The organism is Bradyrhizobium sp. Leo78 (assembly GCF_059512425.1).
This window is the reverse complement of record NZ_JCAMOT010000014.1, coordinates 56,919-77,829: the sequence shown is the minus strand read 5'-3', so window position 1 is coordinate 77,829 and position 20,911 is coordinate 56,919. Positions and strand designations below refer to the sequence as shown.

Here is a 20,911-nt window from a genome sequence, read left to right as displayed (position 1 = left end):
AAGTTCTAGGCATGCTCGACGACAAGGACCGCATCTTCAAGAACCTCTACGGCCTCCACGATTGGGGCCTCGAGGGCGCGCGCCGCCGCGGCGCCTGGGACGGCACCAAGGCGATCATCGACAAGGGCCGCGACTGGATCATCGCCGAGATGAAGGCCTCCGGTCTGCGCGGCCGCGGCGGGGCCGGTTTTCCGACCGGCCTGAAATGGTCGTTCATGCCGAAGGAATCGACCGACGGCCGGCCGAGCTATCTCGTGGTCAACGCCGACGAGTCCGAGCCGGGCACCTGCAAGGATCGCGAGATCATGCGGCACGATCCGCATCTCCTGATTGAAGGCTGCCTGCTCGCGAGCTTCGCGATGAACGCGCATGCCTGTTACATCTATGTCCGCGGCGAATTCATCCGCGAGCGCGAGCATCTGCAGGCTGCGATCGATCAGGCCTATGAGGCCAGGCTGATCGGCAAGGACAACGTCAACGGCTGGCCGTTCGACCTCTACGTCGCCCATGGCGCCGGCGCCTATATCTGCGGCGAAGAGACAGCGCTGTTGGAAAGCCTCGAAGGCAAGAAGGGCCAGCCGCGGCTGAAGCCGCCGTTCCCGGCCAATGTCGGCCTGTTCGGCTGCCCGACCACCGTCAACAATGTGGAATCGATCGCGGTTGCACCGGATATCCTGCGCCGCGGCGCGGCCTGGTTTGCCGGTATCGGCCGGCCCAACAATGTCGGGACAAAGCTGTTCTGTGTCTCCGGCCATGTCGAGCGGCCCTGCAACGTCGAAGAGGCGATGGGGATTCCGTTCCGCGAACTGATCGAAAAGCATTGCGGCGGCATCCGCGGCGGCTGGGACAATCTGAAAGCGGTGATCCCCGGCGGTTCCTCGGTGCGCATGGTGCCGGCCGAGCAGATCATCGACACGCCGATGGATTTCGACTCCTTGAGCAAATTGCGCTCGGGCCTCGGCACCGCGGCCGTGATCGTGATGGACAAGTCGACCGACCTGATCCGGGCGATCGCGCGCATCTCCTATTTCTACAAGCACGAGAGCTGCGGCCAGTGCACGCCGTGCCGCGAGGGCACGGGCTGGATGTGGCGCGTGCTGACCCGCATGGCCGAAGGGCGCGCCCACAAGCGCGAGATCGACATGCTGCTCGAGGTGACGAAACAGGTCGAGGGTCACACCATCTGCGCGCTGGGCGACGCCGCGGCCTGGCCGATCCAGGGCCTGATCGCGCACTTCCGTCATGAGATCGAAGCGCGCATCGACCAATATTCGCACAAGGCTGACATTGATGATGTCGGCGTGCTCGATCCCGCGCACATGGTGGCAGCGGAGTGATGGTAATGTCGCAACCAAGCTTCTGGTGGCAGAGATACGGGACGCTGGCCCAGATGGCGCAGGCGGCCGTGGCGCTGCTCGGCTTTGTTGCGATCCTGTTCCAGATCAACGAGCTGCGCACCGGCAATCGCGCCTCCAGCGCGCGCCAGGCGTTTCTTGGCTACACCGATCTTGCCTTCAAGAACCCGAAATATGCGCAGCCGGATTATGAGCGGATCAAGGCGGGGAGCCAGGAGGACCAGGTGCAGTACGAGAGCTTCGTCTCGTACTTTCTCTATGCCTGCGAGGAGGCGATGTCGGCGTTTGCCAATCGGCGCGAATGGGCGGCTTCCTGCGACTACGATTTGAGGCCGCATCTGCCGTTCCTCTGCGCCAAGGTCGCCGCCGAGCCGGCCTATCTCGCGACCTACAGCGCCGACACCCAGCAATGGGTGAAGGCTTCACTGAAAACCGCCAGCGTCGTGCCGCCCGACTGCAAGCTGGGAAAGACGTAAAGAAATGACCAAACTGATCATCGATGGCAAAGAGATCGATGTGCCGCCGGAATACACGCTGCTGCAGGCGTGCGAGGCCGCCGGCGCCGAAATCCCGCGCTTCTGCTACCATGAGCGGCTGTCGATCGCCGGCAACTGCCGGATGTGCCTCGTCGAAGTGAAGGGCGGCCCGAAGCCGGTCGCAAGCTGCGCCTGGGGCGTGCGCGACTGCCGTCCGGGCCCCAAGGGCGAGCCGCCGGAAATCTCCACCCGCTCGCCGATGGTGAAGAAGGCGCGCGAAGGCGTGATGGAGTTCCTGCTGATCAACCATCCGCTGGACTGCCCGATCTGCGACCAGGGCGGCGAATGCGACCTGCAGGACCAGGCGATGGGCTATGGTGTCGACACCAGCCGCTTCGCCGAGAACAAGCGCGCGGTCGAGGACAAATATCTGGGCGCGCTGGTCAAGACCTCGATGAACCGCTGCATCCAGTGCACGCGCTGCGTCCGGTTCTCCGCGGAAGTGGCGGGCGCCCCGGAAATGGGCGCGACCGGCCGCGGCGAGGACATGGAGATCACGACCTATCTGGAGCAGGCGCTGAGTTCGGAACTGCAGGGCAATCTGGTCGACATCTGCCCGGTGGGCGCGCTGACCTCCAAGCCCTACGCCTTCGTGGCGCGGCCCTGGGAGCTCGGCAAGACGCAGTCGATCGACGTGATGGATGGCGTCGGCTCGGCGATCCGGGTCGATACCCGCGGCCGCGAGGTGATGCGGATCCTGCCGCGCATCAACGAGGCCGTGAACGAGGAGTGGATCTCCGACAAGACCCGCCACATCGTCGACGGGCTGCGTACCCAGCGGCTCGACCGGCCCTATATCCGCGAGAACGGCAAGCTCCGCCCGGCCTCGTGGCAGGAAGCCTTCGCGGCGATCGCGGCCAAGACCGGCCGCATCGACGGCAAGCGGATCGGCGCCATCGCCGGCGACGTTGCCGCGGTCGAGGAGATGTTCGCGCTGAAGGAGCTGCTGGCGAAATACGGCTCGTCCAACCTCGCCGTGCAGGGTGGCGATGCCTTCGATCCGAAGGCGGGCCGCGGCAGCTACATCTTCAATCCGACGATTGCGGGCATCGAGCGGGCGGACGCGCTCCTGATCATCGGCTCGACCCCGCGCAAGGAAGCCGCGATCATCAACGCGCGTATCCGCAAGCGCTGGCGGACCGGCCAGCTCAAGATCGGCGTGATCGGTGCCAAGGCGGACCTGACCTACGACTACGACTATCTTGGCGCCGGACCGGAGACGCTTGCAGCTCTCGCTGCCGGCAAGCATTCCTTCGCCGACGTGCTCAAGAATGCCAAGAACCCGATCGTGCTGGTGGGCGCCGGCGCGTTCGCGCGCCAGGACGGTGCGGCGGTGCTGGCGCAGGCGGCGAAGCTTGCGTTGGACTTCGGCGCGCTGAAGGACGGCTGGAACGGGTTCGGCGTGCTGCACGATACCGCCTCCCGGGTCGGTGCCCTCGACGTCGGCTTTTCGGGCGGCGCCGGCGGCCTCAATGCGACGCAGATGACGACCCCTGGCACGCTCGACGTGCTGTTCCTGCTCGGCGCCGACGAGATCAAGGTGCCGGACGGAACGTTCGTCGTCTATATCGGCACCCATGGCGACCGCGGCGCGCACCGCGCCGACGTGATCCTGCCGGGCGCGGCCTACACCGAGAAGTCCGGCATCTACGTCAATACCGAGGGCAGGGCGCAGATGGCCGCCCGCGCCGCGTTCCCGCCCGGGGAAGCGCGCGAGGACTGGGCCATCATCCGCGCCCTCTCGGACGTGCTGGGCAAGAAGCTGCCTTACGATTCGCTGGCTGCCTTGCGCCAGGCGCTGTTCAAGGCGGTGCCGCACCTGATGCGGATCGACCAGATCGAACCGGGCAAGGCCGACGGTATCAAGGCGCTTGCGTCGAAGGGCGGAAGCGCCGACAAGGCGGTGTTCCAGAGTCCGGTCGAGGACTTTTACCTGACCAACCCGATCGCCCGGGCGTCCGCCGTGATGGCGGAATGTTCGCGCCTGGCCTCGGCGCGGATGCTGACGGCAGCGGAGTGAGCGTGACCTGATGGCTGATTTCTTCGCAAGCTCGTTCTGGACTGGCTTCCTGTGGCCGCTGATCATCATGCTGGCCCAGAGCGTGCTCCTGCTTGTCGTGCTCCTGATCGCGATCGCCTACATCCTGCTCGCCGACCGCAAGATCTGGGCGGCGGTGCAGATCCGCCGCGGCCCCAACGTGGTCGGACCCTGGGGATTGCTGCAATCCTTCGCCGATCTCCTGAAGTTCGTGCTGAAGGAGCCGACGATCCCGGCCAGCGCCAACAAGGGCGTGTTCCTGTTGGCGCCGCTGGTGTCCTGCGTCCTCGCGCTCGCCGCCTGGGCGGTGATCCCGATGAATTTCGGCTGGGTGATCTCCGACATCAATGTCGGCGTGCTCTATATCTTCGCGATCTCCTCGCTGTCGATCTACGGCATCATCATGGCCGGCTGGTCGTCAAACTCGAAATACCCGTTCCTGGCCGCGCTCCGCTCGGCGGCGCAGATGGTGTCCTATGAAGTCTCGATCGGCTTCGTGATCATCACCGTGCTGCTCTGCGCGGGCTCGCTCAATCTCTCCGCGGTGGTCGAAGCGCAGAACACCCGCGGGCTCGCCCACCTGATCGGCCTGCCGCAGCTCACCATCCTGAACTGGTATGTGTGGCCGCTGTTGCCGATGTTCGTGGTGTTCTACGTCTCGTCGCTGGCGGAAACCAACCGCCCGCCGTTCGACCTCGTGGAAGCGGAATCCGAACTGGTCGCGGGCTTCATGGTCGAATACGGCTCGACGCCGTATCTTCTGTTCATGCTTGGCGAGTATGTCGCGATCACCACGATGTGCGCGCTGGCGACGATCCTGTTCCTCGGCGGCTGGCTGCCGCCGGTGGCGCTGCCGCCGTTCACCTGGATCCCCGGCGTGATCTGGTTCGCCCTGAAACTCTTCTTCATGTTCTTCCTGTTCGCGATGGCGAAGGCGATCGTGCCGCGCTACCGCTACGATCAACTGATGCGGCTTGGCTGGAAGGTGTTCCTGCCGCTGTCGCTGGTGATGGTGGTGGTCGTTGCCGCTGTGCTGCAGTTCGCCGGCATCGCGCCGAAGTGAGGCCGTCATGAATATCAACGCAACAGCCCGCTCGCTTCTGCTCTCGGAATTCGTCTCGGCGTTCTTCCTCGCCATGCGCTATTTCTTCCAGCCGAAGCCGACCATCAACTATCCCTTCGAGAAGAACCCGATCTCGCCCCGCTTTCGCGGCGAGCATGCGCTGCGCCGGTACCCGAACGGCGAGGAGCGCTGCATCGCCTGCAAACTGTGCGAGGCGATCTGCCCGGCCCAGGCGATCACGATCGAGGCAGGGCCGCGCCGCAACGACGGTACCCGCCGCACCGTGCGCTACGACATCGACATGGTGAAGTGCATCTATTGCGGCCTGTGCCAGGAGGCCTGCCCGGTCGATGCGATCGTCGAGGGACCGAATTTCGAATTCGCGACCGAGACGCGCGAGGAACTCTATTATGACAAGGCCAAGCTGCTCGCCAATGGCGACCGCTGGGAGCGCGAGATCGCAAAGGCGATCGAGCTCGACGCGCCATACCGCTGAGGTGAGGGCATGATCCTTCAGAACATTCCCACGTCATTCCGGGGCGCGGAGGCTCGCCGATGATCCTTCCCGCACTGTTCTTCTACCTGTTTGCCGCGGTCTGCGTGGCGTCGGCGGTGATGGTGGTTGTGTCGCGCAACCCCGTCCATTCGGTGCTGTATCTGATCCTGGCCTTCGTCAACGCCTCGGGTCTGTTCGTGCTGATGGGCGCCGAGTTCCTGGCGATGATCCTGATCGTCGTCTATGTCGGCGCGGTCGCGGTGCTGTTCCTGTTCGTGATCATGATGCTCGACGTCGATTTCGCCGAGCTTCGCGAGGGCTTCCTCGAATACCTGCCGGTCGGGCTCGTGATCGGCGGCATCTTCCTATTCGAGCTTCTCTTGATAGCCGGCGCCTGGGTGATCAATCCCGCCGTCACCAAGACGATCACCGCGGCGATCCCGACCAACGTCTCCAATACCGAGGCGCTCGGGCTCGTGCTCTACACGAAGTACATCTTCTACTTCCAGATCGCGGGCCTCGTGCTGCTGGTCGCGATGATCGGCGCCATCGTGCTGACGCTGCGCCACAAGGCCAACGTCAAGCGGCAGAACATCACCGTGCAGAACGCGCGCACGCCCGAAATGGCGATGGCGCTGCGCAAGGTGACGTCGGGGCAGGGGCTGCAGGAAGCCGATGCGGCGGAGTGGGTGAAATGACGATCGGGCTCGGACACTATCTCTCGGTCGGCGCGATCCTGTTCACGCTCGGGATCCTCGGCATCTTCCTCAACCGCAAGAACATCATCGTCATCCTGATGTCGATCGAATTGATCCTGCTTTCGGTCAACATCAACCTGGTGGCGTTCTCGACCTTCCTCGGCGACATCGTCGGCCAGGTGTTCGCGCTCCTGGTGCTCACGGTGGCGGCCGCGGAAGCCGCGATCGGGCTTGCCGTCCTGGTGGTCTATTTCCGCAACCGCGGTTCGATCGCGGTTGAAGACGTCAATCTGATGAAGGGCTAACGCGCCGATGTACCAGGCAATCGTCTTCCTGCCGCTGCTGGGCGCCATTCTCGCAGGGCTCATCGCGATCGTGGGCGCCCATGCGCGCAACCCGAGCGGCGACACCGTCGAACATCACGACGATGCGCATGGCGATGCCCATGCCTCCACGGCCCACGATGAACATGCCCACGGCGATCATGGCCACGACGACCACCACGTGAGCGAGCCGCCGGCCGCCGGCTCACGCGCGGCCGAGTTGATCACGACCGGGCTGTTGTTCGTCTCCGCGGCGTTGTCCTGGTTCGCGCTGGTCGACGTCGGCTTCCTGCACCACGACGCCCGCGTCCCGCTGTTTCCCTGGATCACTTCCGGCGACCTGCAGGTCTCCTGGGCGCTACGGATCGACACGCTGACTGCGGTGATGCTGGTCGTCGTCAACACCGTGTCCTCGCTCGTGCACCTCTACTCCATCGGCTACATGGACGAGGATCCGAACCGGCCGCGCTTCTTCGCCTATTTGTCGCTGTTCACCTTCGCGATGCTGATGCTGGTGACCGCGGACAATCTGGTGCAGATGTTCTTCGGCTGGGAAGGCGTGGGCCTAGCGAGCTACCTGTTGATTGGCTTCTGGTATCAGAAACCGACAGCAAATGCCGCCGCGATCAAGGCGTTCGTCGTCAACCGTATCGGCGATTTCGGCTTCTTGCTCGGCATCTTCTCGATCTTCGCGCTGATCGGCTCGACCGATTTCGACACTATCTTCGGCGGCGCCGGGGGCCTGACCGGCAAGACCATCAATTTCTTCGGCTGGCATGTCGATGCGCTGACGCTCACCTGCGTCCTGCTGTTCATGGGTGCAATGGGCAAATCGGCGCAGTTCCTGCTCCACACCTGGTTGCCGGACGCGATGGAAGGCCCGACGCCGGTCTCGGCGCTGATCCATGCCGCGACCATGGTGACCGCCGGCGTCTTCATGGTGGCGCGGCTGTCGCCGCTGTTTGAGCTGGCGCCGAACGCGCAGGCCGTGGTGATGTTCTTTGGCGCGACCACCGCGTTCTTTGCCGCGACCATCGGCCTGGTACAGAACGACATCAAGCGCATCGTCGCTTATTCGACCTGTTCCCAGCTCGGCTACATGTTCGTGGCGATGGGAGCGGGGGCCTATTCGGTCGGCATGTTCCACCTGTTCACCCACGCCTTCTTCAAGGCGTTGCTGTTCTTGGGTTCCGGCTCGGTGATCTACGCGATGCATCACGAGCAGGACATCCGCAACATGGGCGGGCTGTGGCGCAAGATCCCCTATACCTACGCGGTGATGGTGGTTGGCACGCTCGCGCTGACCGGCTTCCCGCTGACCGCCGGCTACTTCTCCAAGGACGCGATCATCGAGTCGGCCTATGCCTCGCATAATCCGTTCGCGTTCTACGGCTTCCTGCTGACGGTGTTCGCCGCCCTCCTGACCTCGTTCTATTCCTGGCGCCTGATCTTCAAGACCTTCCACGGCACGCCGCATGACGAGGAGCACTACGAGGCTGCACATGAGAGCCCGATCTGGATGCTGATCCCGATCGGCGTGCTCGCGGTCGGCTCCTTCCTCGCCGGTTTCCCGTTCAAGGAATTGTTCGCGGGTCACGGCATCGAGGAGTTCTTCCGCGAATCCGTGAAGATGAACCCGCATATCATCGAGGAAATGCACCACATCCCCGAGAGCATCGCCTTCCTGCCGACGGTCATGATGGTGCTGGGCTTCCTGATCGCGTATCTCTTCTACATCAGCCGGCCCTATCTGCCGGTTGAGCTCGCCAAGCAGCAGCCGATGCTCTACCAGTTCCTGCTCAACAAGTGGTATTTCGACGAGCTGTACGATCTGATCTTCGTGCGGCCCGCCAAGTGGATCGGTTACACGCTCTGGAAGAAGGGTGACGGCGCCATCATCGACGGCTTCGGGCCGGATGGCGTGTCGGCGCGTGTGCTCGATGTCGCCCGTAATGCTGTGAAGATCCAGACCGGCTATCTCTACCACTACGCTTTCGCCATGCTGATCGGGGCTGCCGGCCTGATCACCTGGTTCATGTTCGGCCTGGGAGGCCAGTGATGACGACCTGGCCCATCCTTTCCGTAGTTACCTTCCTGCCGGCGCTCGGCGCGGTTCTGGTCTATCTGCTCGCGCGGGGCGGGGACGAAGCGGCGAACCGCAACGCCCGCTGGATTTCGTTCTGGACCACGCTGATCACCTTCCTGATTTCGCTGATCCTGGTGGTGCGGTTCGATCCGGCGAACGCCGACTTCCAGTTCGTCGAGAAGGCGTCGTGGCTCGCCACCGGCATCAACTATCACATGGGCGTCGACGGCATCTCGCTGCCGTTGCTGATCCTGACCACCGCAGTCATGCCGTTCTGCATCATAGCGAGCTGGAAATCGGTCACGCAGCGCGTGAGCGAATACATGATGGCGTTTCTGATCCTGGAAACGCTGATGGTCGGCACCTTCTCGGCGCTCGACCTCGTGCTGTTCTACCTGTTCTTCGAAGGCGGCCTGATCCCGATGTTCCTGATCATCGGCGTCTGGGGCGGGCCGCGCCGGGTCTATGCCTCCTTCAAGTTCTTCCTCTACACGCTGCTCGGCTCGGTGCTGATGCTGCTTGCCATCATGGCGCTGTACTGGAACGCGGGTACGACCGACATTCCGACCCTGATGCACACCGCCGTGCCGTACAACCTGCAGAAGTGGGCGTGGCTCGCGTTCTTTGCCTCCTTCGCGGTGAAGATGCCGATGTGGCCGGTGCACACCTGGCTGCCTGACGCCCACGTCGAAGCGCCGACCGCGGGCTCGGTGATCCTGGCGGCGATCCTCTTGAAGATGGGCGGCTACGGCTTCCTGCGCTTCTCGCTGCCGATGTTCCCGCTGGCGTCGCACGACTTCGCGCCGCTGGTCTTCGCGCTGTCCGTCATCGCCATCATCTACACCTCGCTGGTGGCCCTGATGCAGGAGGACATCAAGAAGCTGATCGCCTATTCGTCCGTCGCCCATATGGGCTTCGTCACCATGGGCGTTTTCGCCGGGACCATGCAGGGTGTCGCCGGCGGCGTGTTCCAGATGATCTCCCACGGCATCGTCTCCGGCGCGCTGTTCCTCTGCGTCGGCATCGTCTACGATCGCATGCATACCCGCGAGATCGCCGCCTATGGCGGCCTGGTGAACCGGATGCCGCTCTATGCGCTGGTGTTCATGGTCTTCACCATGGCCAATGTCGGCCTGCCCGGGACCAGCGGGTTCATCGGCGAATTCATGACGCTGCTCGGCACGTTCAAGGTGTCGCTGCCGACCACGGTGCTTGCCACCACCGGCGTGATCCTGTCCGCGGCCTACGCGTTGTGGCTCTATCGCAAGGTGGTGTTCGGCGCGCTGGTCAAGCCGTCCTTGATGAGCATCAAGGATCTGACGGCGCGCGAATGCCTGATCCTGTTCCCGCTGGTGGCGCTGACCATCCTGTTCGGCGTCTATCCGAAGCCGGTGCTCGACATGTCCGAAGCATCGGTCCAGCAGCTCGTCAATAATTACAACACCGCCGTGACTGCCGTGAAGGCAGCCGCGCTGCTCCAGTAAGGCCTTAACCCATGAGCTTCTCGAGTGCAGGTTATCAGTTGCAGCCGGTGCTGCCCGAGCTCGTGCTCGCGGTCGGCTCGATGGTGCTGTTGATGATCGGGGCCTATCGCGGGCAGGGGACGACGCGGCTCGTGACCACGCTTGCGACGTTGCTGCTCATCCTCACCGGCGTGCTCATACTGATGCTGCCGTCCGGCAAGCTCGTCACCTTCGGCGGCAGCTTCATCGTCGACGACTTTGCCCGCTTCCTGAAGATCCTCGCGCTGATCGGCTCGGCGGCAACGCTGATCCTGTCGACGGAATTCCTGTCCGACCCGTCGCGTCGCATCTTCGAATATTCGATCCTGGTGCTGCTCTCGACGCTCGGCATGATGGTGCTGATCTCAGCGGGCGACCTGATTGCGCTCTATCTCGGGCTCGAGCTGATGAGCCTTGCGCTCTACGTCGTCGCCGCCAGCCACCGCGACAACGCCAAGTCGACCGAAGCCGGACTCAAGTATTTTGTGCTGGGCGCGCTGTCCTCGGGCATGCTGCTCTATGGCGCCTCGCTGATCTATGGCTTCACCGGCACCGTCAACTTCGCTGGCATCGCGGCGGCTGCGACGACCGGCACACCCGGCATCGTGTTCGGGCTGGTGTTCCTGCTCGCCGGCCTCTGCTTCAAGGTCTCGGCGGTGCCGTTCCACATGTGGACGCCCGACGTATATGAGGGCGCGCCGACGCCGGTCACGGCGTTCTTCGCTTCCGCGCCGAAGGTCGCGGCGATGGCAGTGTTCACCCGTGCGACGCTGACCGCATTCCCCGGCATCGTGCCGCAGTGGCAGCAGATCCTCGTCTTCGTCTCCATCGCCTCGATGGCGCTCGGCTCATTCGCTGCGATCGGGCAGAAGAACATCAAGCGCCTGATGGCCTATTCCTCGATCGGCCACATGGGCTTTGCGCTGGTCGGGCTCGCCGCCGGCACGGTGGAAGGCGCGCAGGGCGTGCTGATGTACGTCGCGATCTATGTCGCGATGACGCTCGGCTCATTCGCAATCATCCTCGCGATGAAGCGCAACGGACAGCATGTCGAGCAGATCAGCGATTTCGCAGGCCTCTCGCGCACCAATCCGCTGCTCGCCTTCTTCTTCGCGATGCTCCTGTTCTCGCTCGCCGGCATTCCGCCACTCGCGGGCTTCTTCGCCAAGTGGTACGTCTTCGTCGCGGCGATCAAGGCCAACCTGTTCACACTCGCCGTGATCGGCGTGCTGACCAGCGTGGTGGGCGCCTACTACTATCTCGCCATCATCAAGACGATGTATTTCGACGAGCCGGTGGGCAAGCTCGATCCGGTCCGGATCGAATTGCGCGGGGTGCTGGCGGTCGCGGGTCTCTTCAACATCTTCTTCTTCGCTTATCCAGGACCGCTGGTCAGCGTTGCGACCGCCGCGGCGAAGTCACTTTTCTAGATGCCGTTTACGCTTGGTCATCGCGCCACTTCCGCCGGCTACAGGCTAGCCGCCTTTGACCAGGTCGGCTCGACGAATGCGGAGGCTCTGGTCCGCGCCCGTGAAGGCGAGCGCGGACCGATGTGGTTCGTGACGACTGAGCAGACGGCGGGGCGCGGCCGACGGCAGCGGACCTGGATCGCCCCACGCGGCAATCTCGCCAGCAGCATCCTTGAGGTCATGGACGTCGCGCCCGCGGTCGCGGCGACGCTCGGCTTTGCCGCGGGGCTGTCGCTGGAGGCTGCGCTGCAAAAGATCAGCGTCGAGGCGGCGCTGCGTCTGGGCGGGACGGATGCGCTGAAGTTCTCCCTGAAATGGCCGAACGACGTGCTGGCCGGGAACAAGAAGCTCGCCGGCATCCTGCTCGAGGCCGAGATCGTCGCGGGCGGCCGCCTTGCCGTCGTGGTCGGCATCGGCACCAATGTCGTGGGGGCGCCGGAGGGCACGCCGACGCCCGCGACCTCGCTGGCCGCTCTTGGCGTCCATGTCGGCGCCGAGGAGCTGTTTACCGCGCTTTCGGAGGCCTGGGTGGAATTCCGCGGCGTCTGGGACAACGGCCGCGGTTTTGCGGAAATCCGCAGGCTTTGGCTCGCGCGTGCCGCCCGGCTGGGGGAGAGTGTGGCGGTCCAGACGGGGAACGCTATTCTCGAAGGCACGTTCGACACCATCGATGAGACAGGTTGCATGATTATCCGGCTACCCGACGGCAAGCACGTCCCCGTAACCGCAGGCGAGGTCTATTTCGGTACGGCGGCCTCAGTAGGATCTGCCTGATGGCACGGCCGGATGAACTGACCTTTGCGCCGCTCGGCGGCGTCGGCGAGATCGGCATGAACCTGTCGATCTATGGGCTCGGCAATCGTCAGCAACGGTCCTGGCTCGCGGTCGATCTCGGCGTCTCCTTCGGTGACGAGGAGCATCTGCCCGGCATCGACCTGATCATGCCCGACATCTCGTTCCTGGAGAAGGAACGACAGAACCTGATGGGCCTGGTGCTGACGCACGCCCATGAGGACCACTTCGGCGCCATCATCGATCTCTGGCCGAAGCTGCAGTGCAAGATCTACGCGACGAAGTTCAGCGCGGCGCTGTTCGAGGCCAAATGCGCCGCCGAGCGCAACCCGCCGAAAATCCCGATCACCGTGGTGCCCTCGGGCGGGCGCGTCGATATCGGCCCGTTCAATGTCGAATTCATCCCGGTCGCGCATTCAATCCCTGAGTCGCATGCGCTCGCGATCCACACCGAGGTCGGCACCGTCCTGCACACCGGCGACTGGAAGCTCGACCCGACGCCGACCGTCGGGCCGCCGACCGATGAGAAACGCTTGCGCGAGCTTGGCGACGCCGGCGTGCTGGCGCTGGTCGGCGATTCCACCAACGCGGTACGCGACGGGCGTTCGCCCTCGGAAGCCGAGGTGTCGAAGACCATCGCCGAGCTGGTCAAGGGCGCGAAGGGCCGCGTCGCGGTGACGACCTTTGCTTCCAACGTCGCACGCATCAAGGCAGTTGCCGATGCGGCGCGGATAGCGGACCGCGAGGTCGTGGTGGTCGGCCGCGCCATGGACCGCGTGGTCCAGGTCGCGCGCGAGACCGGCTACCTCGACGGCGTGCAGAATTTCCGCGGGCCCGATCTCTACGGCCACTTCCCGGCTGACAAGGTGCTGGCGATCTGCACCGGCAGCCAGGGCGAGCCGCGCGCGGCGCTGGCGCGGATCGCCAAGGACGATCATCCGGAGATCACGCTCAACAAGGGCGATTGCGTGATCTTCTCCTCCCGTACCATTCCGGGTAACGAGAAAGCAGTTGGCTCGATCATCAACGACCTGGTCGAGCAGGGTATCGAGGTCATCACCGACCGCGACCATCTGGTCCATGTCTCCGGCCATCCGCGCCGCGACGAGGTGCGCGACCTGCTGTCCTGGGTGCGGCCGCAGGTTCTGATCCCGGTACATGGTGAAGCGCTGCATTTGCACGAGCACGCCAAGCTTGCGCGTGCTGCGGGCGTGCCAAAAGTGATCGAGTGCCGCAATGGCGACTTGGTCAAGCTCGGGCCCGGCGAGCCCGGGATCATCGCCGAGGTGCCCTCAGGGCGGCTCTACAAGGATGGCATCATTCTGGAGGACGCCAAGTCGCGCGCCGTGGTCGAGCGGCGGCGGCTGGGATTTGCCGGCTGCGCCTTCGTCGCGATCGTCATGACGGCGCAGGGGGAACTGGCCGAAGATCCGGAGGTCGACCTGGTCGGCGTGCCGGAGAAAAATAGCGTAGGCGAGGTGCTCGACGAGATCGTGTTCGATGTGGTGGTATCGACCGTGGAAGGCCTGCCGCGGGCCCGCCGGCGCGACCCGGATGCGGTCGCGGAGTCGGTCCGCCGCGCAGTGCGCGGGACCGTGAACGAGCATTGGGGCAAGAAGCCGATTTGCATCGTTCACGTGCTGACGGTCTGACGCCGGTTCGGCACGGGCGGCGACAAGAACAAGCGTATCTGCGAGGGAGAGACAACATGCTGGGCCGGCTCAACCACGTCGCGATAGCGGTCAAGGACGCCAAGAAGGCGGCCAAGATCTACGGCGCGGCATTCGGCGCCGAGATTTCGGATGCAGTGCCGTTGCCGGAGCACGGTGTCATCACCGTGTTCGTGACCTTGCCCAACACCAAGATCGAGTTCATCGAGCCGCTCGGCGATGCTTCGCCGATCGCAAAATTCGTCGAGCGCAATGCCGACGGCGGCATCCATCACGTCTGCTATGACGTGCCCGACATCGTCGCCGCGCGCGACCGGCTGATCGCCGAAGGCGCGCGCGTGCTCGGCGACGGCCAGCCCAAGATCGGCGCCCACGGCAAGCCGGTGCTGTTCTTCCATCCGAAGGATTTTTCCGGCGCGCTGGTCGAGATTGAGCAGGAGTAGCGCCTGATCGGTTCTGATTGCATCAGAACCGATCAGGCTCTAGCTTTTGTCTCGACGCGTTTTCTTGACGCGAACCGGCATCCACTTCGCTTGAAAACGCTACGGTATGGCCTACAGCATCTCAACCGCGTTCGCGATCTACTTCGTCTTATGGTGGGTCGTGCTGTTCCTGACCCTGCCGTTCGGCGTGCGCAGCCAGCACGAGGAGGGCGGGGGCGTCGAAGGCACCGATCCCGGCGCTCCGATCATGGCGCGGATGGGCCGCAAGCTGCTTTGGACCACGCTGATCTCGGCGGCCATTTTTGCTGTTGCGATGTGGGCCTACAACGCCGGCTATCTCAGTATCGAAAGATTGTCGAAGTTGATGGGAACGCCGTTCTAGCGCGCGTTGTTTTTTTGACTAGTCCACTGACTTTCGGCCTGTTCCTCATGGGAAGGATGGGCGCTTCGGTCTTGGGCCTTCCGGCACGGTCCGGTCTATTTGAGATGCTGCTGTGCGAGGCGGCGGACACAGGCGCTTGATGCGAACTGATCCGCCGGAAGAAGCGTGTTTACATTCGACAAAACTCGTGCAGACTTGCCCGGCCTGGGAAAAAAAGAGAAAATATGGCCGTGGCCGTTGGGAGGCAGCGCGGATTGTCGCATGTTTTCGCATTCTGACCATATCCGCGAAATCGAAAGCGTCAGTCTCGGCGCGGCAACCAACCGTGATGATATTGTCGTGCAGAGCTGGCTGCGCTGCATCAACCAACACCGGCTCGATCCAGCACAGGCTTGCGAAGCCTATATCGTCCCCGATACCGAGTTGCGTGAGCACCGTCAGCAGTCGGAAGTATTGATATCGATCGCGCGCTCGGGACTTGAGAACCTGTTTCGGCAGGTCGCCGGCCAGAACTATGTGTTGCTGCTCTCGGACCGCCAGGGCGTGACGGTCGAATTTCTTGGAGATCCGCTGTTCGACAATAATCTGCGCAAGGCGGGGCTCTATCTTGGCTCAGAGTGGTCGGAATCCCGGGCGGGTACCTGCGCCGTAGGCGCCTGCATCGAAAGCGGGGATGCGCTAAGCATTCATCAGACCGATCATTTCGACAATACGCACACGCCGCTGTCCTGCACTGCTGCGCCGATCTACGATGTTCGCGGTGCGCTCGCGGCGGTGCTGGACATTTCGCTCCTGAGTTCTCCCATCAAGAAGGCGAGCCAGAATCTCGCTTTGCACCTGGTCACGGCGACCGTGCGGCGTATCGAATTGGCCAACTTGATGGCGCAGGCAAGCCGGGAGTGGGTGCTGCGCTTCGCCCGATCGCCGGAATTTCTGGACGTCGATCCGGAGGCGGCCATTTCCATCGACGGATCTGGACGCATCATCGGGATGACCAATGGTGGCGCCAAGATCTTGGCACGTTCCGTGAGCCGCGACTGGCGCCAGCCCGACGATCTGATCGGGCAGCCCCTTTCGCGCTTCTTTGAAATTGATATCAACGACTTGCCGAATCTGACACGACAACGCCGCACGCAGGATCGCCTCGTCTTTGCCCGCGACGGCAACGCGCTGTTTGCCCATGCGATCGAACCGAACATCGCCGTGCGCGCCCCCGCAAACATTAGGCACGAGATTCCCGCCTCGTTGCGCGATCTCGGCCGAGGCGATCCGCAAATCGCGACACTTCAGGTCAAGGCTGCAAAACTTGCCGCAAAGCCGTTGTCGATCCTCATTCAGGGCGAAACGGGGACCGGCAAGGAATATCTCGCCCGTGCGATCCATGACAGCAGCGCCGTTAAGGGCAGGTTTGTCGCCGTCAATTGTGCGGCGATTCCCGAGCAGTTGATCGAAGGCGAACTGTTCGGCCATGTTCCGGGGGCTTTCACCGGGGCCAATGCCAAGGGCCGCAAGGGTCTGATTGAAGAGGCTGACGGCGGCACGTTGTTCCTCGACGAGATCGGCGACATGCCGCTACCGCTGCAGAGCCGGTTGTTGCGTGTGCTCGCCGAGAAGGAGCTGATGCCGATCGGTGCGACCCGTCCGAAGCCGGTCGATGTTCGCGTGATCTCCGCCTCCCACCGCATGATCGAAACGCTCGTGAGGGAAGGGTCCTTTCGCGAGGACTTGTTTTACCGGCTGAACGCCGCAACGCTGTTCTTGCCGCCGCTCAGGGAGCGATCCGACTTTGCGTGGCTGCTGGGCAAGATCGTGGAGAGGCATCGGGCGAAGGAAGATTCGCTGGTGGTGTCCCCGGCAGCGCTCGATGTGCTTGAGACATACGCCTGGCCTGGCAACATCCGTGAACTGGACAATGTCATCTCGGTTGCCGCGGCGCTCTGTCAGAACGGCGTCATCGAACCTCACGATCTGCCGGATGCTTTGCTGAGAACGACCGGCGTCGCAAAGGCGAAAGAGCCGCATTCGCAGAAGACGATGCTGGAAACGATGCTTGCGGCCTGCGGCGGAAATATTTCGGAAGCCGCGCGCAGGCTGGGTGTCGACCGGTCCACCGTTCATCGTCAAATCAAGCGATACGGTTTGAGCCAACGTACCTGACGCTGTCGCGGTGCGACTGCAACAGGTGTGGCATCTGTTGCAGGCCGTGCAACAGTAGCGGCCGCTGTTTCGCTAGAGCAGTTTCGGTTCTGATTGAATCAGAACCGAAGCTCTAGATTCTTGTTTTGACGCGTTTTCTTCACGCGAACCGGTGTCCACTTCGCTCGAAAACGCTCCAGAAAACGAAGGATTTCTTCGGGTTTTGCCGTTGGCACGGCGATTGCTCCTTTCATTTGCAAGCATTCGTAAGGGTGCAACAGCAAATGGGAGGATTTTCATGCCATTCGATCTCGAGGGGCGCGCGATTGTCGTGACCGGATCCGGCCGCGGCATCGGCGAAACCATCGCACGCGGTCTTGCGGCGGATGGGGCGCTGCTGACGATCGCGGACATTGACGAAGGCAATGCTTCGACAGTCGCGGAAGGAATTCGCGCCGCAGGCGGCAAGGCGATTGCCGTCCGCGTCGATGTCACCAGCCGCGACAGCGTCAAGGCCATGATCGCCGCGACGGAGAAGGCGCACGGCAAGCTGGATGTGATCTTCAACAATGCGGGCATAGCGCAGACGAAGCTGTTCCTGTCCATCACCGAGCAGGATTGGCGCAGGGTTATGGATACCAACGGTCTCGGTGTTCTCATCCTGGCGTCATCCGCATCCAGCTACATGACCGGCCAGAGTCTCGTCGTCGACGGAGGCATGGTTCTTATCTGAGGTCGCGCCGAGCTGACGCGTTCGGGCGTCGCCGCGACAAACAAGGACCGTGTTGAAGTCTTCACCTACGCATCGGAAGCCGATGCAGCAAACCATAAACGCAAAACAGTTAGAGGAAAGAATGAAAGCCTTGCGATTTCATGCAGCCAAAGATCTGCGTCTTGATACGATTCCAATACCGGCGGAAACGCCAGCCGCGGGGCAGGTCCTGATCCGGAACCGCTTCGTCGGCATCTGCGGCACCGACCTGCATGAGTATGCGTACGGGCCGATCTTCATCCCCGTCGAACCGCATCCGTTTACAGGTGTCAGCGGGCCGCAGGTTCTCGGTCACGAATTCGGCGGCGTGGTCGAAGCGGTCGGGAAGGGGGTTACATCGGTGAAGCCGGGCGACCGCGTATCGGTTCAGCCGTTGATCATGCCACGCGCCGGCGACTATTTCGCCGACCGCGGTCTCTTCCATCTCAGCCCGCAACTTGCATTGGCGGGGTTGAGTTGGGTGTCTGGCGGAATGGCGGAATATGCCCTGCTCAACGAATACAATGTTGAGAAGATTCCAGACGAGATGACTGATGAGGAAGCCGCGCTTGTCGAGCCGACAGCGGTGGCCGTCTACGCCTGCGACCGCGGTGGCGTGACGGCAGGCAACAGCGTGCTGGTCACCGGCGCAGGCCCAATCGGGATACTGACGCTGCTGGCTGCGCGGGCGGCGGGTGCTGCTCAGCTTTTCGTTTCAGACATCAACGACGCGCGATTGAAATTCGCCAAGTCCATCTTGCCTGACGTCGTCACCATCAATCCGAAGCGCGACAATCCCGGCGATGTGGTCCGCTCGCTGAGCGAAGGGAATGTCGGCTGCGACGTCGCGATCGAATGCGTCGGCAACGAGCAGGCTCTCAAGGCCTGCACGGACGCGGTGCGGAAGCAGGGGGTGGTGGTGCAGACCGGTCTTCATCCCCACGAAAATCCGCTCGACTGGTTCCAGGTCACGTTCAAGGACATCGATATACGCGGCTCGTGGGCCTATCCCACGCATTACTGGCCGCGTGTCATCAGGCTGATCAGCACCGGTCTGCTGCCGGCGAAGAAGGTGGTGACCAAGAAGATCACGCTGGATCAGGCGGTCGGAGGAGGCTTCGACGTGCTGCTCGATCCCGCCGGTCAGCATCTGAAAATCCTGATCGATCTGACGAAATAGCTTCTGCGAAAGGCGCGGGCGCTCGCCATGCATGGCAAGCGCCCGCGTTGACTGATGTTACCAAAAATACAAGAGAGAGGAGACGACTATGCTGGACAATAGCCCTCACACCAAGGTGGAGGCTGCCCTCGGTAAGCTGGACGACGCGCTCGCCGGCGGCGAGATCGATGTTGCGGTGAATCTGTTTCAGGCCGATTGCTACTGGCGCGATCTCGTGGCCTTCACCTGGAACCTGCGCACCATGGAAGGTCAGGGCCAGGTTCGCGAGATGTTGACGGCGCAGCTCGCCGGCATCAAACCCCGCCATTTTCGTCAGGACGCAAGCAATCCCGCGAGCGAAGTCGACGGCGTCGCGGACGGCTGGTTTGAGTTCGAAACCGAAGTGGCGCGCGGCTACGGCCATATCCGGCTGAAGAACGGGCTGATATGGACGCTGCTCACGACCATGACTGAGCTGAAAGGCCACGAGGAGCCGAAAGGGTCGATGCGGCCCATGGGGGCCGAGCACGGCAGCGATCCTGCTCGCAAGACCTGGAAGGAAAAGCGCGAACAGGAGATCGCCGAGCTCGGCGTCAAGACGCAACCCTACGTCGTTATTGTCGGCGGCGGTCAGGGCGGCATCGCCCTTGGCGCACGATTGCGGCAGCTCGGCGTGCCGACCATTATCGTCGAGAAGAACGAGCGGCCGGGCGATAGCTGGCGCAAGCGCTACAAGTCGCTCTGCCTGCACGATCCGGTCTGGTACGACCACTTGCCCTACATCCCGTTCCCGGAGAACTGGCCGGTGTTCGCGCCCAAGGACAAGATCGGCGATTGGCTGGAAATGTACACGAAGGTCATGGAGCTGAACTACTGGAGTTCCACGACGTGCAAATCCGCCAAGTACGACGAGAAGGCAAAGGAGTGGACGGTCGTCGTCGAGCGTGGCGGCAAGGAGATCGTGCTGAAACCGAAACAGCTCGTGCTGGCGACCGGGATGTCGGGCAAGGCAAACATCCCGAAGTTCAGGGGACAGGACGTTTTCAAGGGCGAGCAGCAGCATTCGTCGCAACATCCCGGACCGGACGCCTACAAGGGAAAGAAGGTGGTTGTCGTCGGGTCCAACAACTCCGCGCACGATATCTGCGCGGCGCTCTGGGAAGCCGGGGCCGATGTCACGATGTTGCAGCGCTCGTCGACCCACATCGTGAAATCGGACTCGCTGATGGAAATCGGCCTTGGCGATCTCTACTCCGAGCGCGCCGTCGCCTCGGGCATGACGACCCGCAAGGCGGATCTGATTTTCGCCTCGCTTCCCTATCGCATCATGCATGAATTCCAGATCCCGATCTACAACGCCATCCGGAAGAAGGATGCGGAGTTCTACAAGCGGCTGGAAAAGGCCGGCTTCATGCTGGATTTCGGCGACGACGAGTCCGGCCTGTTCATGAAATATCTGCGGCGCGGCTCCGGATATTACATCGACGTCGGCGCCTGCGATCTTGTTGCCGATGGGAGGATCAAGCTGGTGAGCGGCGTGAATGTTCGCGAGCTCAAGGAGCATTCCATCCTGTTGGATGATGGCCGTGAGCTGGATGCGGATCTGATCGTTTACGCCACCGGCTACGGCTCGATGAATGGTTGGGCTGCGGACCTGATCTCCAAGGACGTGGCCGACAAGGTCGGCAAATGCTGGGGACTTGGCTCCGACACGACCAAGGACCCTGGTCCGTGGGAAGGCGAACAGCGCAACATGTGGAAACCGACGCAACAGGAAGGTCTGTGGTTCCACGGCGGCAATCTGCACCAGTCGCGCCACTACTCCCAATATCTTTCGTTGCAGCTAAAGGCCCGAAAGGAGGGACTTGCGACGTCGGTTTACGGCCTGCAGGACGTCCATCATCTTTCCTGAGGTTCATTTGCGCGGGTGGCGTGCGGCGATTTCTGTCGCCGCACGCGAAGCGAGCCCGGGTTTCTTCCTCCCTCTCTCCGTTCTTACAGGGAGAGGGGGC

Annotated in this window: 18 protein-coding genes; all 18 read left to right on the top strand. The window is 62.9% G+C overall.

Translation table 11 applies throughout. The features are described from left to right. Positions 1 to 11 precede the first annotated feature (11 nt). The 18 genes from nuoF (at position 12) to AC5ZG1_RS19245 (ending at position 20,811) form a co-directional block, all read left to right on the top strand. Positions 12 to 1,337 carry an NADH-quinone oxidoreductase subunit NuoF gene (gene nuoF, locus AC5ZG1_RS19330; protein WP_130227010.1) on the top strand — a complete coding sequence of 442 codons (1,326 nt, stop codon included), beginning with the start codon at positions 12 to 14 and terminating at the stop codon, positions 1,335 to 1,337. 5 nt (positions 1,338 to 1,342) lie between these two features. Further along, on the top strand, positions 1,343 to 1,831 hold the full coding sequence (locus AC5ZG1_RS19325; protein WP_130227009.1) for a hypothetical protein: 489 nt from the start codon (positions 1,343 to 1,345) through the stop codon (positions 1,829 to 1,831). A gap of 4 nt (positions 1,832 to 1,835) precedes the next feature. Next, positions 1,836 to 3,911, top strand: coding sequence for an NADH-quinone oxidoreductase subunit NuoG (gene nuoG / locus AC5ZG1_RS19320; RefSeq protein ID WP_496133769.1), 2,076 nt, complete (start codon positions 1,836 to 1,838; stop codon positions 3,909 to 3,911). A gap of 10 nt (positions 3,912 to 3,921) precedes the next feature. Further along, a complete protein-coding gene (gene nuoH, locus AC5ZG1_RS19315; protein ID WP_028162795.1) occupies positions 3,922 to 4,992 on the top strand; it encodes an NADH-quinone oxidoreductase subunit NuoH in 1,071 nt (356 codons plus the stop codon). 7 nt (positions 4,993 to 4,999) lie between these two features. Beyond that, a complete protein-coding gene (nuoI, locus tag AC5ZG1_RS19310; RefSeq protein ID WP_027575308.1) occupies positions 5,000 to 5,488 on the top strand; it encodes an NADH-quinone oxidoreductase subunit NuoI in 489 nt (162 codons plus the stop codon). 59 nt (positions 5,489 to 5,547) lie between these two features. Beyond that, positions 5,548 to 6,186, top strand: coding sequence for an NADH-quinone oxidoreductase subunit J (locus AC5ZG1_RS19305; protein ID WP_496133768.1), 639 nt, complete (start codon positions 5,548 to 5,550; stop codon positions 6,184 to 6,186). Then, complete coding sequence (gene nuoK, locus AC5ZG1_RS19300; RefSeq protein WP_028162793.1) at positions 6,183 to 6,491, top strand: NADH-quinone oxidoreductase subunit NuoK; 309 nt, start codon at positions 6,183 to 6,185, stop codon at positions 6,489 to 6,491. Before AC5ZG1_RS19305 ends, nuoK begins: the two co-directional genes overlap by 4 nt. Before the next feature lie 7 nt (positions 6,492 to 6,498). After that, complete coding sequence (nuoL, locus tag AC5ZG1_RS19295) at positions 6,499 to 8,568, top strand: NADH-quinone oxidoreductase subunit L (protein WP_456642344.1); 2,070 nt, start codon at positions 6,499 to 6,501, stop codon at positions 8,566 to 8,568. After that, positions 8,568 to 10,079 (top strand): NADH-quinone oxidoreductase subunit M, encoded by a 1,512-nt coding sequence (locus AC5ZG1_RS19290; protein WP_496133767.1) that lies wholly within the window; start codon positions 8,568 to 8,570, stop codon positions 10,077 to 10,079. The genes nuoL and AC5ZG1_RS19290 overlap by 1 nt, the downstream gene beginning before the upstream one ends. Positions 10,080 to 10,090: 11 nt before the next feature. Further along, positions 10,091 to 11,527, top strand: a complete 1,437-nt coding sequence (gene nuoN, locus AC5ZG1_RS19285; RefSeq protein ID WP_208822644.1) for an NADH-quinone oxidoreductase subunit NuoN — start codon at positions 10,091 to 10,093, stop codon at positions 11,525 to 11,527. Continuing rightward, positions 11,528 to 12,340, top strand: a complete 813-nt coding sequence (locus tag AC5ZG1_RS19280) for a biotin--[acetyl-CoA-carboxylase] ligase (RefSeq protein ID WP_496133766.1) — start codon at positions 11,528 to 11,530, stop codon at positions 12,338 to 12,340. Then, entirely contained in the window at positions 12,340 to 14,010 is a 1,671-nt protein-coding gene (locus AC5ZG1_RS19275; RefSeq protein ID WP_496133765.1) for a ribonuclease J, read from the top strand. Before AC5ZG1_RS19280 ends, AC5ZG1_RS19275 begins: the two co-directional genes overlap by 1 nt. Positions 14,011 to 14,066: 56 nt before the next feature. Further along, positions 14,067 to 14,471: a methylmalonyl-CoA epimerase gene (mce, locus tag AC5ZG1_RS19270; RefSeq protein WP_496133764.1), complete on the top strand. Its 405-nt coding sequence runs from the start codon at positions 14,067 to 14,069 to the stop codon at positions 14,469 to 14,471. A 106-nt stretch (positions 14,472 to 14,577) separates the two neighbouring features. Further along, positions 14,578 to 14,853 carry a DUF1467 family protein gene (locus AC5ZG1_RS19265; protein ID WP_028162786.1) on the top strand — a complete coding sequence of 92 codons (276 nt, stop codon included), beginning with the start codon at positions 14,578 to 14,580 and terminating at the stop codon, positions 14,851 to 14,853. Between the two features lie 261 nt (positions 14,854 to 15,114). Then, positions 15,115 to 17,010, top strand: coding sequence for a sigma-54-dependent Fis family transcriptional regulator (locus tag AC5ZG1_RS19260; RefSeq protein ID WP_496133763.1), 1,896 nt, complete (start codon positions 15,115 to 15,117; stop codon positions 17,008 to 17,010). A 151-nt stretch (positions 17,011 to 17,161) separates the two neighbouring features. Then, a complete protein-coding gene (locus AC5ZG1_RS19255) occupies positions 17,162 to 17,722 on the top strand; it encodes an SDR family NAD(P)-dependent oxidoreductase (RefSeq protein WP_496133762.1) in 561 nt (186 codons plus the stop codon). 121 nt (positions 17,723 to 17,843) lie between these two features. Beyond that, positions 17,844 to 18,920 carry a 2,3-butanediol dehydrogenase gene (locus AC5ZG1_RS19250; protein WP_130226881.1) on the top strand — a complete coding sequence of 359 codons (1,077 nt, stop codon included), beginning with the start codon at positions 17,844 to 17,846 and terminating at the stop codon, positions 18,918 to 18,920. Positions 18,921 to 19,008: 88 nt separating this feature from the next. After that, positions 19,009 to 20,811 carry an NAD(P)/FAD-dependent oxidoreductase gene (locus AC5ZG1_RS19245; protein ID WP_496133761.1) on the top strand — a complete coding sequence of 601 codons (1,803 nt, stop codon included), beginning with the start codon at positions 19,009 to 19,011 and terminating at the stop codon, positions 20,809 to 20,811. Positions 20,812 to 20,911 lie beyond the last annotated feature (100 nt).

Excerpts from the sequence above, each read along its gene's own strand:
- AC5ZG1_RS19325 (WP_130227009.1), top strand. The coding sequence starts at position 1,343 with ATGTCGCAACCAAGCTTCTGGTGGCAGAGATACGGGACGCTGGCCCAG.
- AC5ZG1_RS19275 (WP_496133765.1), top strand. The coding sequence starts at position 12,340 with ATGGCACGGCCGGATGAACTGACCTTTGCGCCGCTCGGCGGCGTCGGC.
- nuoK (WP_028162793.1), top strand. The coding sequence starts at position 6,183 with ATGACGATCGGGCTCGGACACTATCTCTCGGTCGGCGCGATCCTGTTC.
- nuoL (WP_456642344.1), top strand. The coding sequence starts at position 6,499 with ATGTACCAGGCAATCGTCTTCCTGCCGCTGCTGGGCGCCATTCTCGCA.
- mce (WP_496133764.1), top strand. The coding sequence starts at position 14,067 with ATGCTGGGCCGGCTCAACCACGTCGCGATAGCGGTCAAGGACGCCAAG.
- AC5ZG1_RS19280 (WP_496133766.1), top strand. The coding sequence starts at position 11,528 with ATGCCGTTTACGCTTGGTCATCGCGCCACTTCCGCCGGCTACAGGCTA.
- nuoF (WP_130227010.1), top strand. The coding sequence starts at position 12 with ATGCTCGACGACAAGGACCGCATCTTCAAGAACCTCTACGGCCTCCAC.
- AC5ZG1_RS19245 (WP_496133761.1), top strand. The coding sequence starts at position 19,009 with ATGCTGGACAATAGCCCTCACACCAAGGTGGAGGCTGCCCTCGGTAAG.
- nuoG (WP_496133769.1), top strand. The coding sequence starts at position 1,836 with ATGACCAAACTGATCATCGATGGCAAAGAGATCGATGTGCCGCCGGAA.
- AC5ZG1_RS19290 (WP_496133767.1), top strand. The coding sequence starts at position 8,568 with ATGACGACCTGGCCCATCCTTTCCGTAGTTACCTTCCTGCCGGCGCTC.
- AC5ZG1_RS19260 (WP_496133763.1), top strand. The coding sequence starts at position 15,115 with ATGTTTTCGCATTCTGACCATATCCGCGAAATCGAAAGCGTCAGTCTC.
- nuoH (WP_028162795.1), top strand. The coding sequence starts at position 3,922 with ATGGCTGATTTCTTCGCAAGCTCGTTCTGGACTGGCTTCCTGTGGCCG.
- nuoN (WP_208822644.1), top strand. The coding sequence starts at position 10,091 with ATGAGCTTCTCGAGTGCAGGTTATCAGTTGCAGCCGGTGCTGCCCGAG.
- nuoI (WP_027575308.1), top strand. The coding sequence starts at position 5,000 with ATGAATATCAACGCAACAGCCCGCTCGCTTCTGCTCTCGGAATTCGTC.
- AC5ZG1_RS19250 (WP_130226881.1), top strand. The coding sequence starts at position 17,844 with ATGAAAGCCTTGCGATTTCATGCAGCCAAAGATCTGCGTCTTGATACG.
- AC5ZG1_RS19305 (WP_496133768.1), top strand. The coding sequence starts at position 5,548 with ATGATCCTTCCCGCACTGTTCTTCTACCTGTTTGCCGCGGTCTGCGTG.
- AC5ZG1_RS19265 (WP_028162786.1), top strand. The coding sequence starts at position 14,578 with ATGGCCTACAGCATCTCAACCGCGTTCGCGATCTACTTCGTCTTATGG.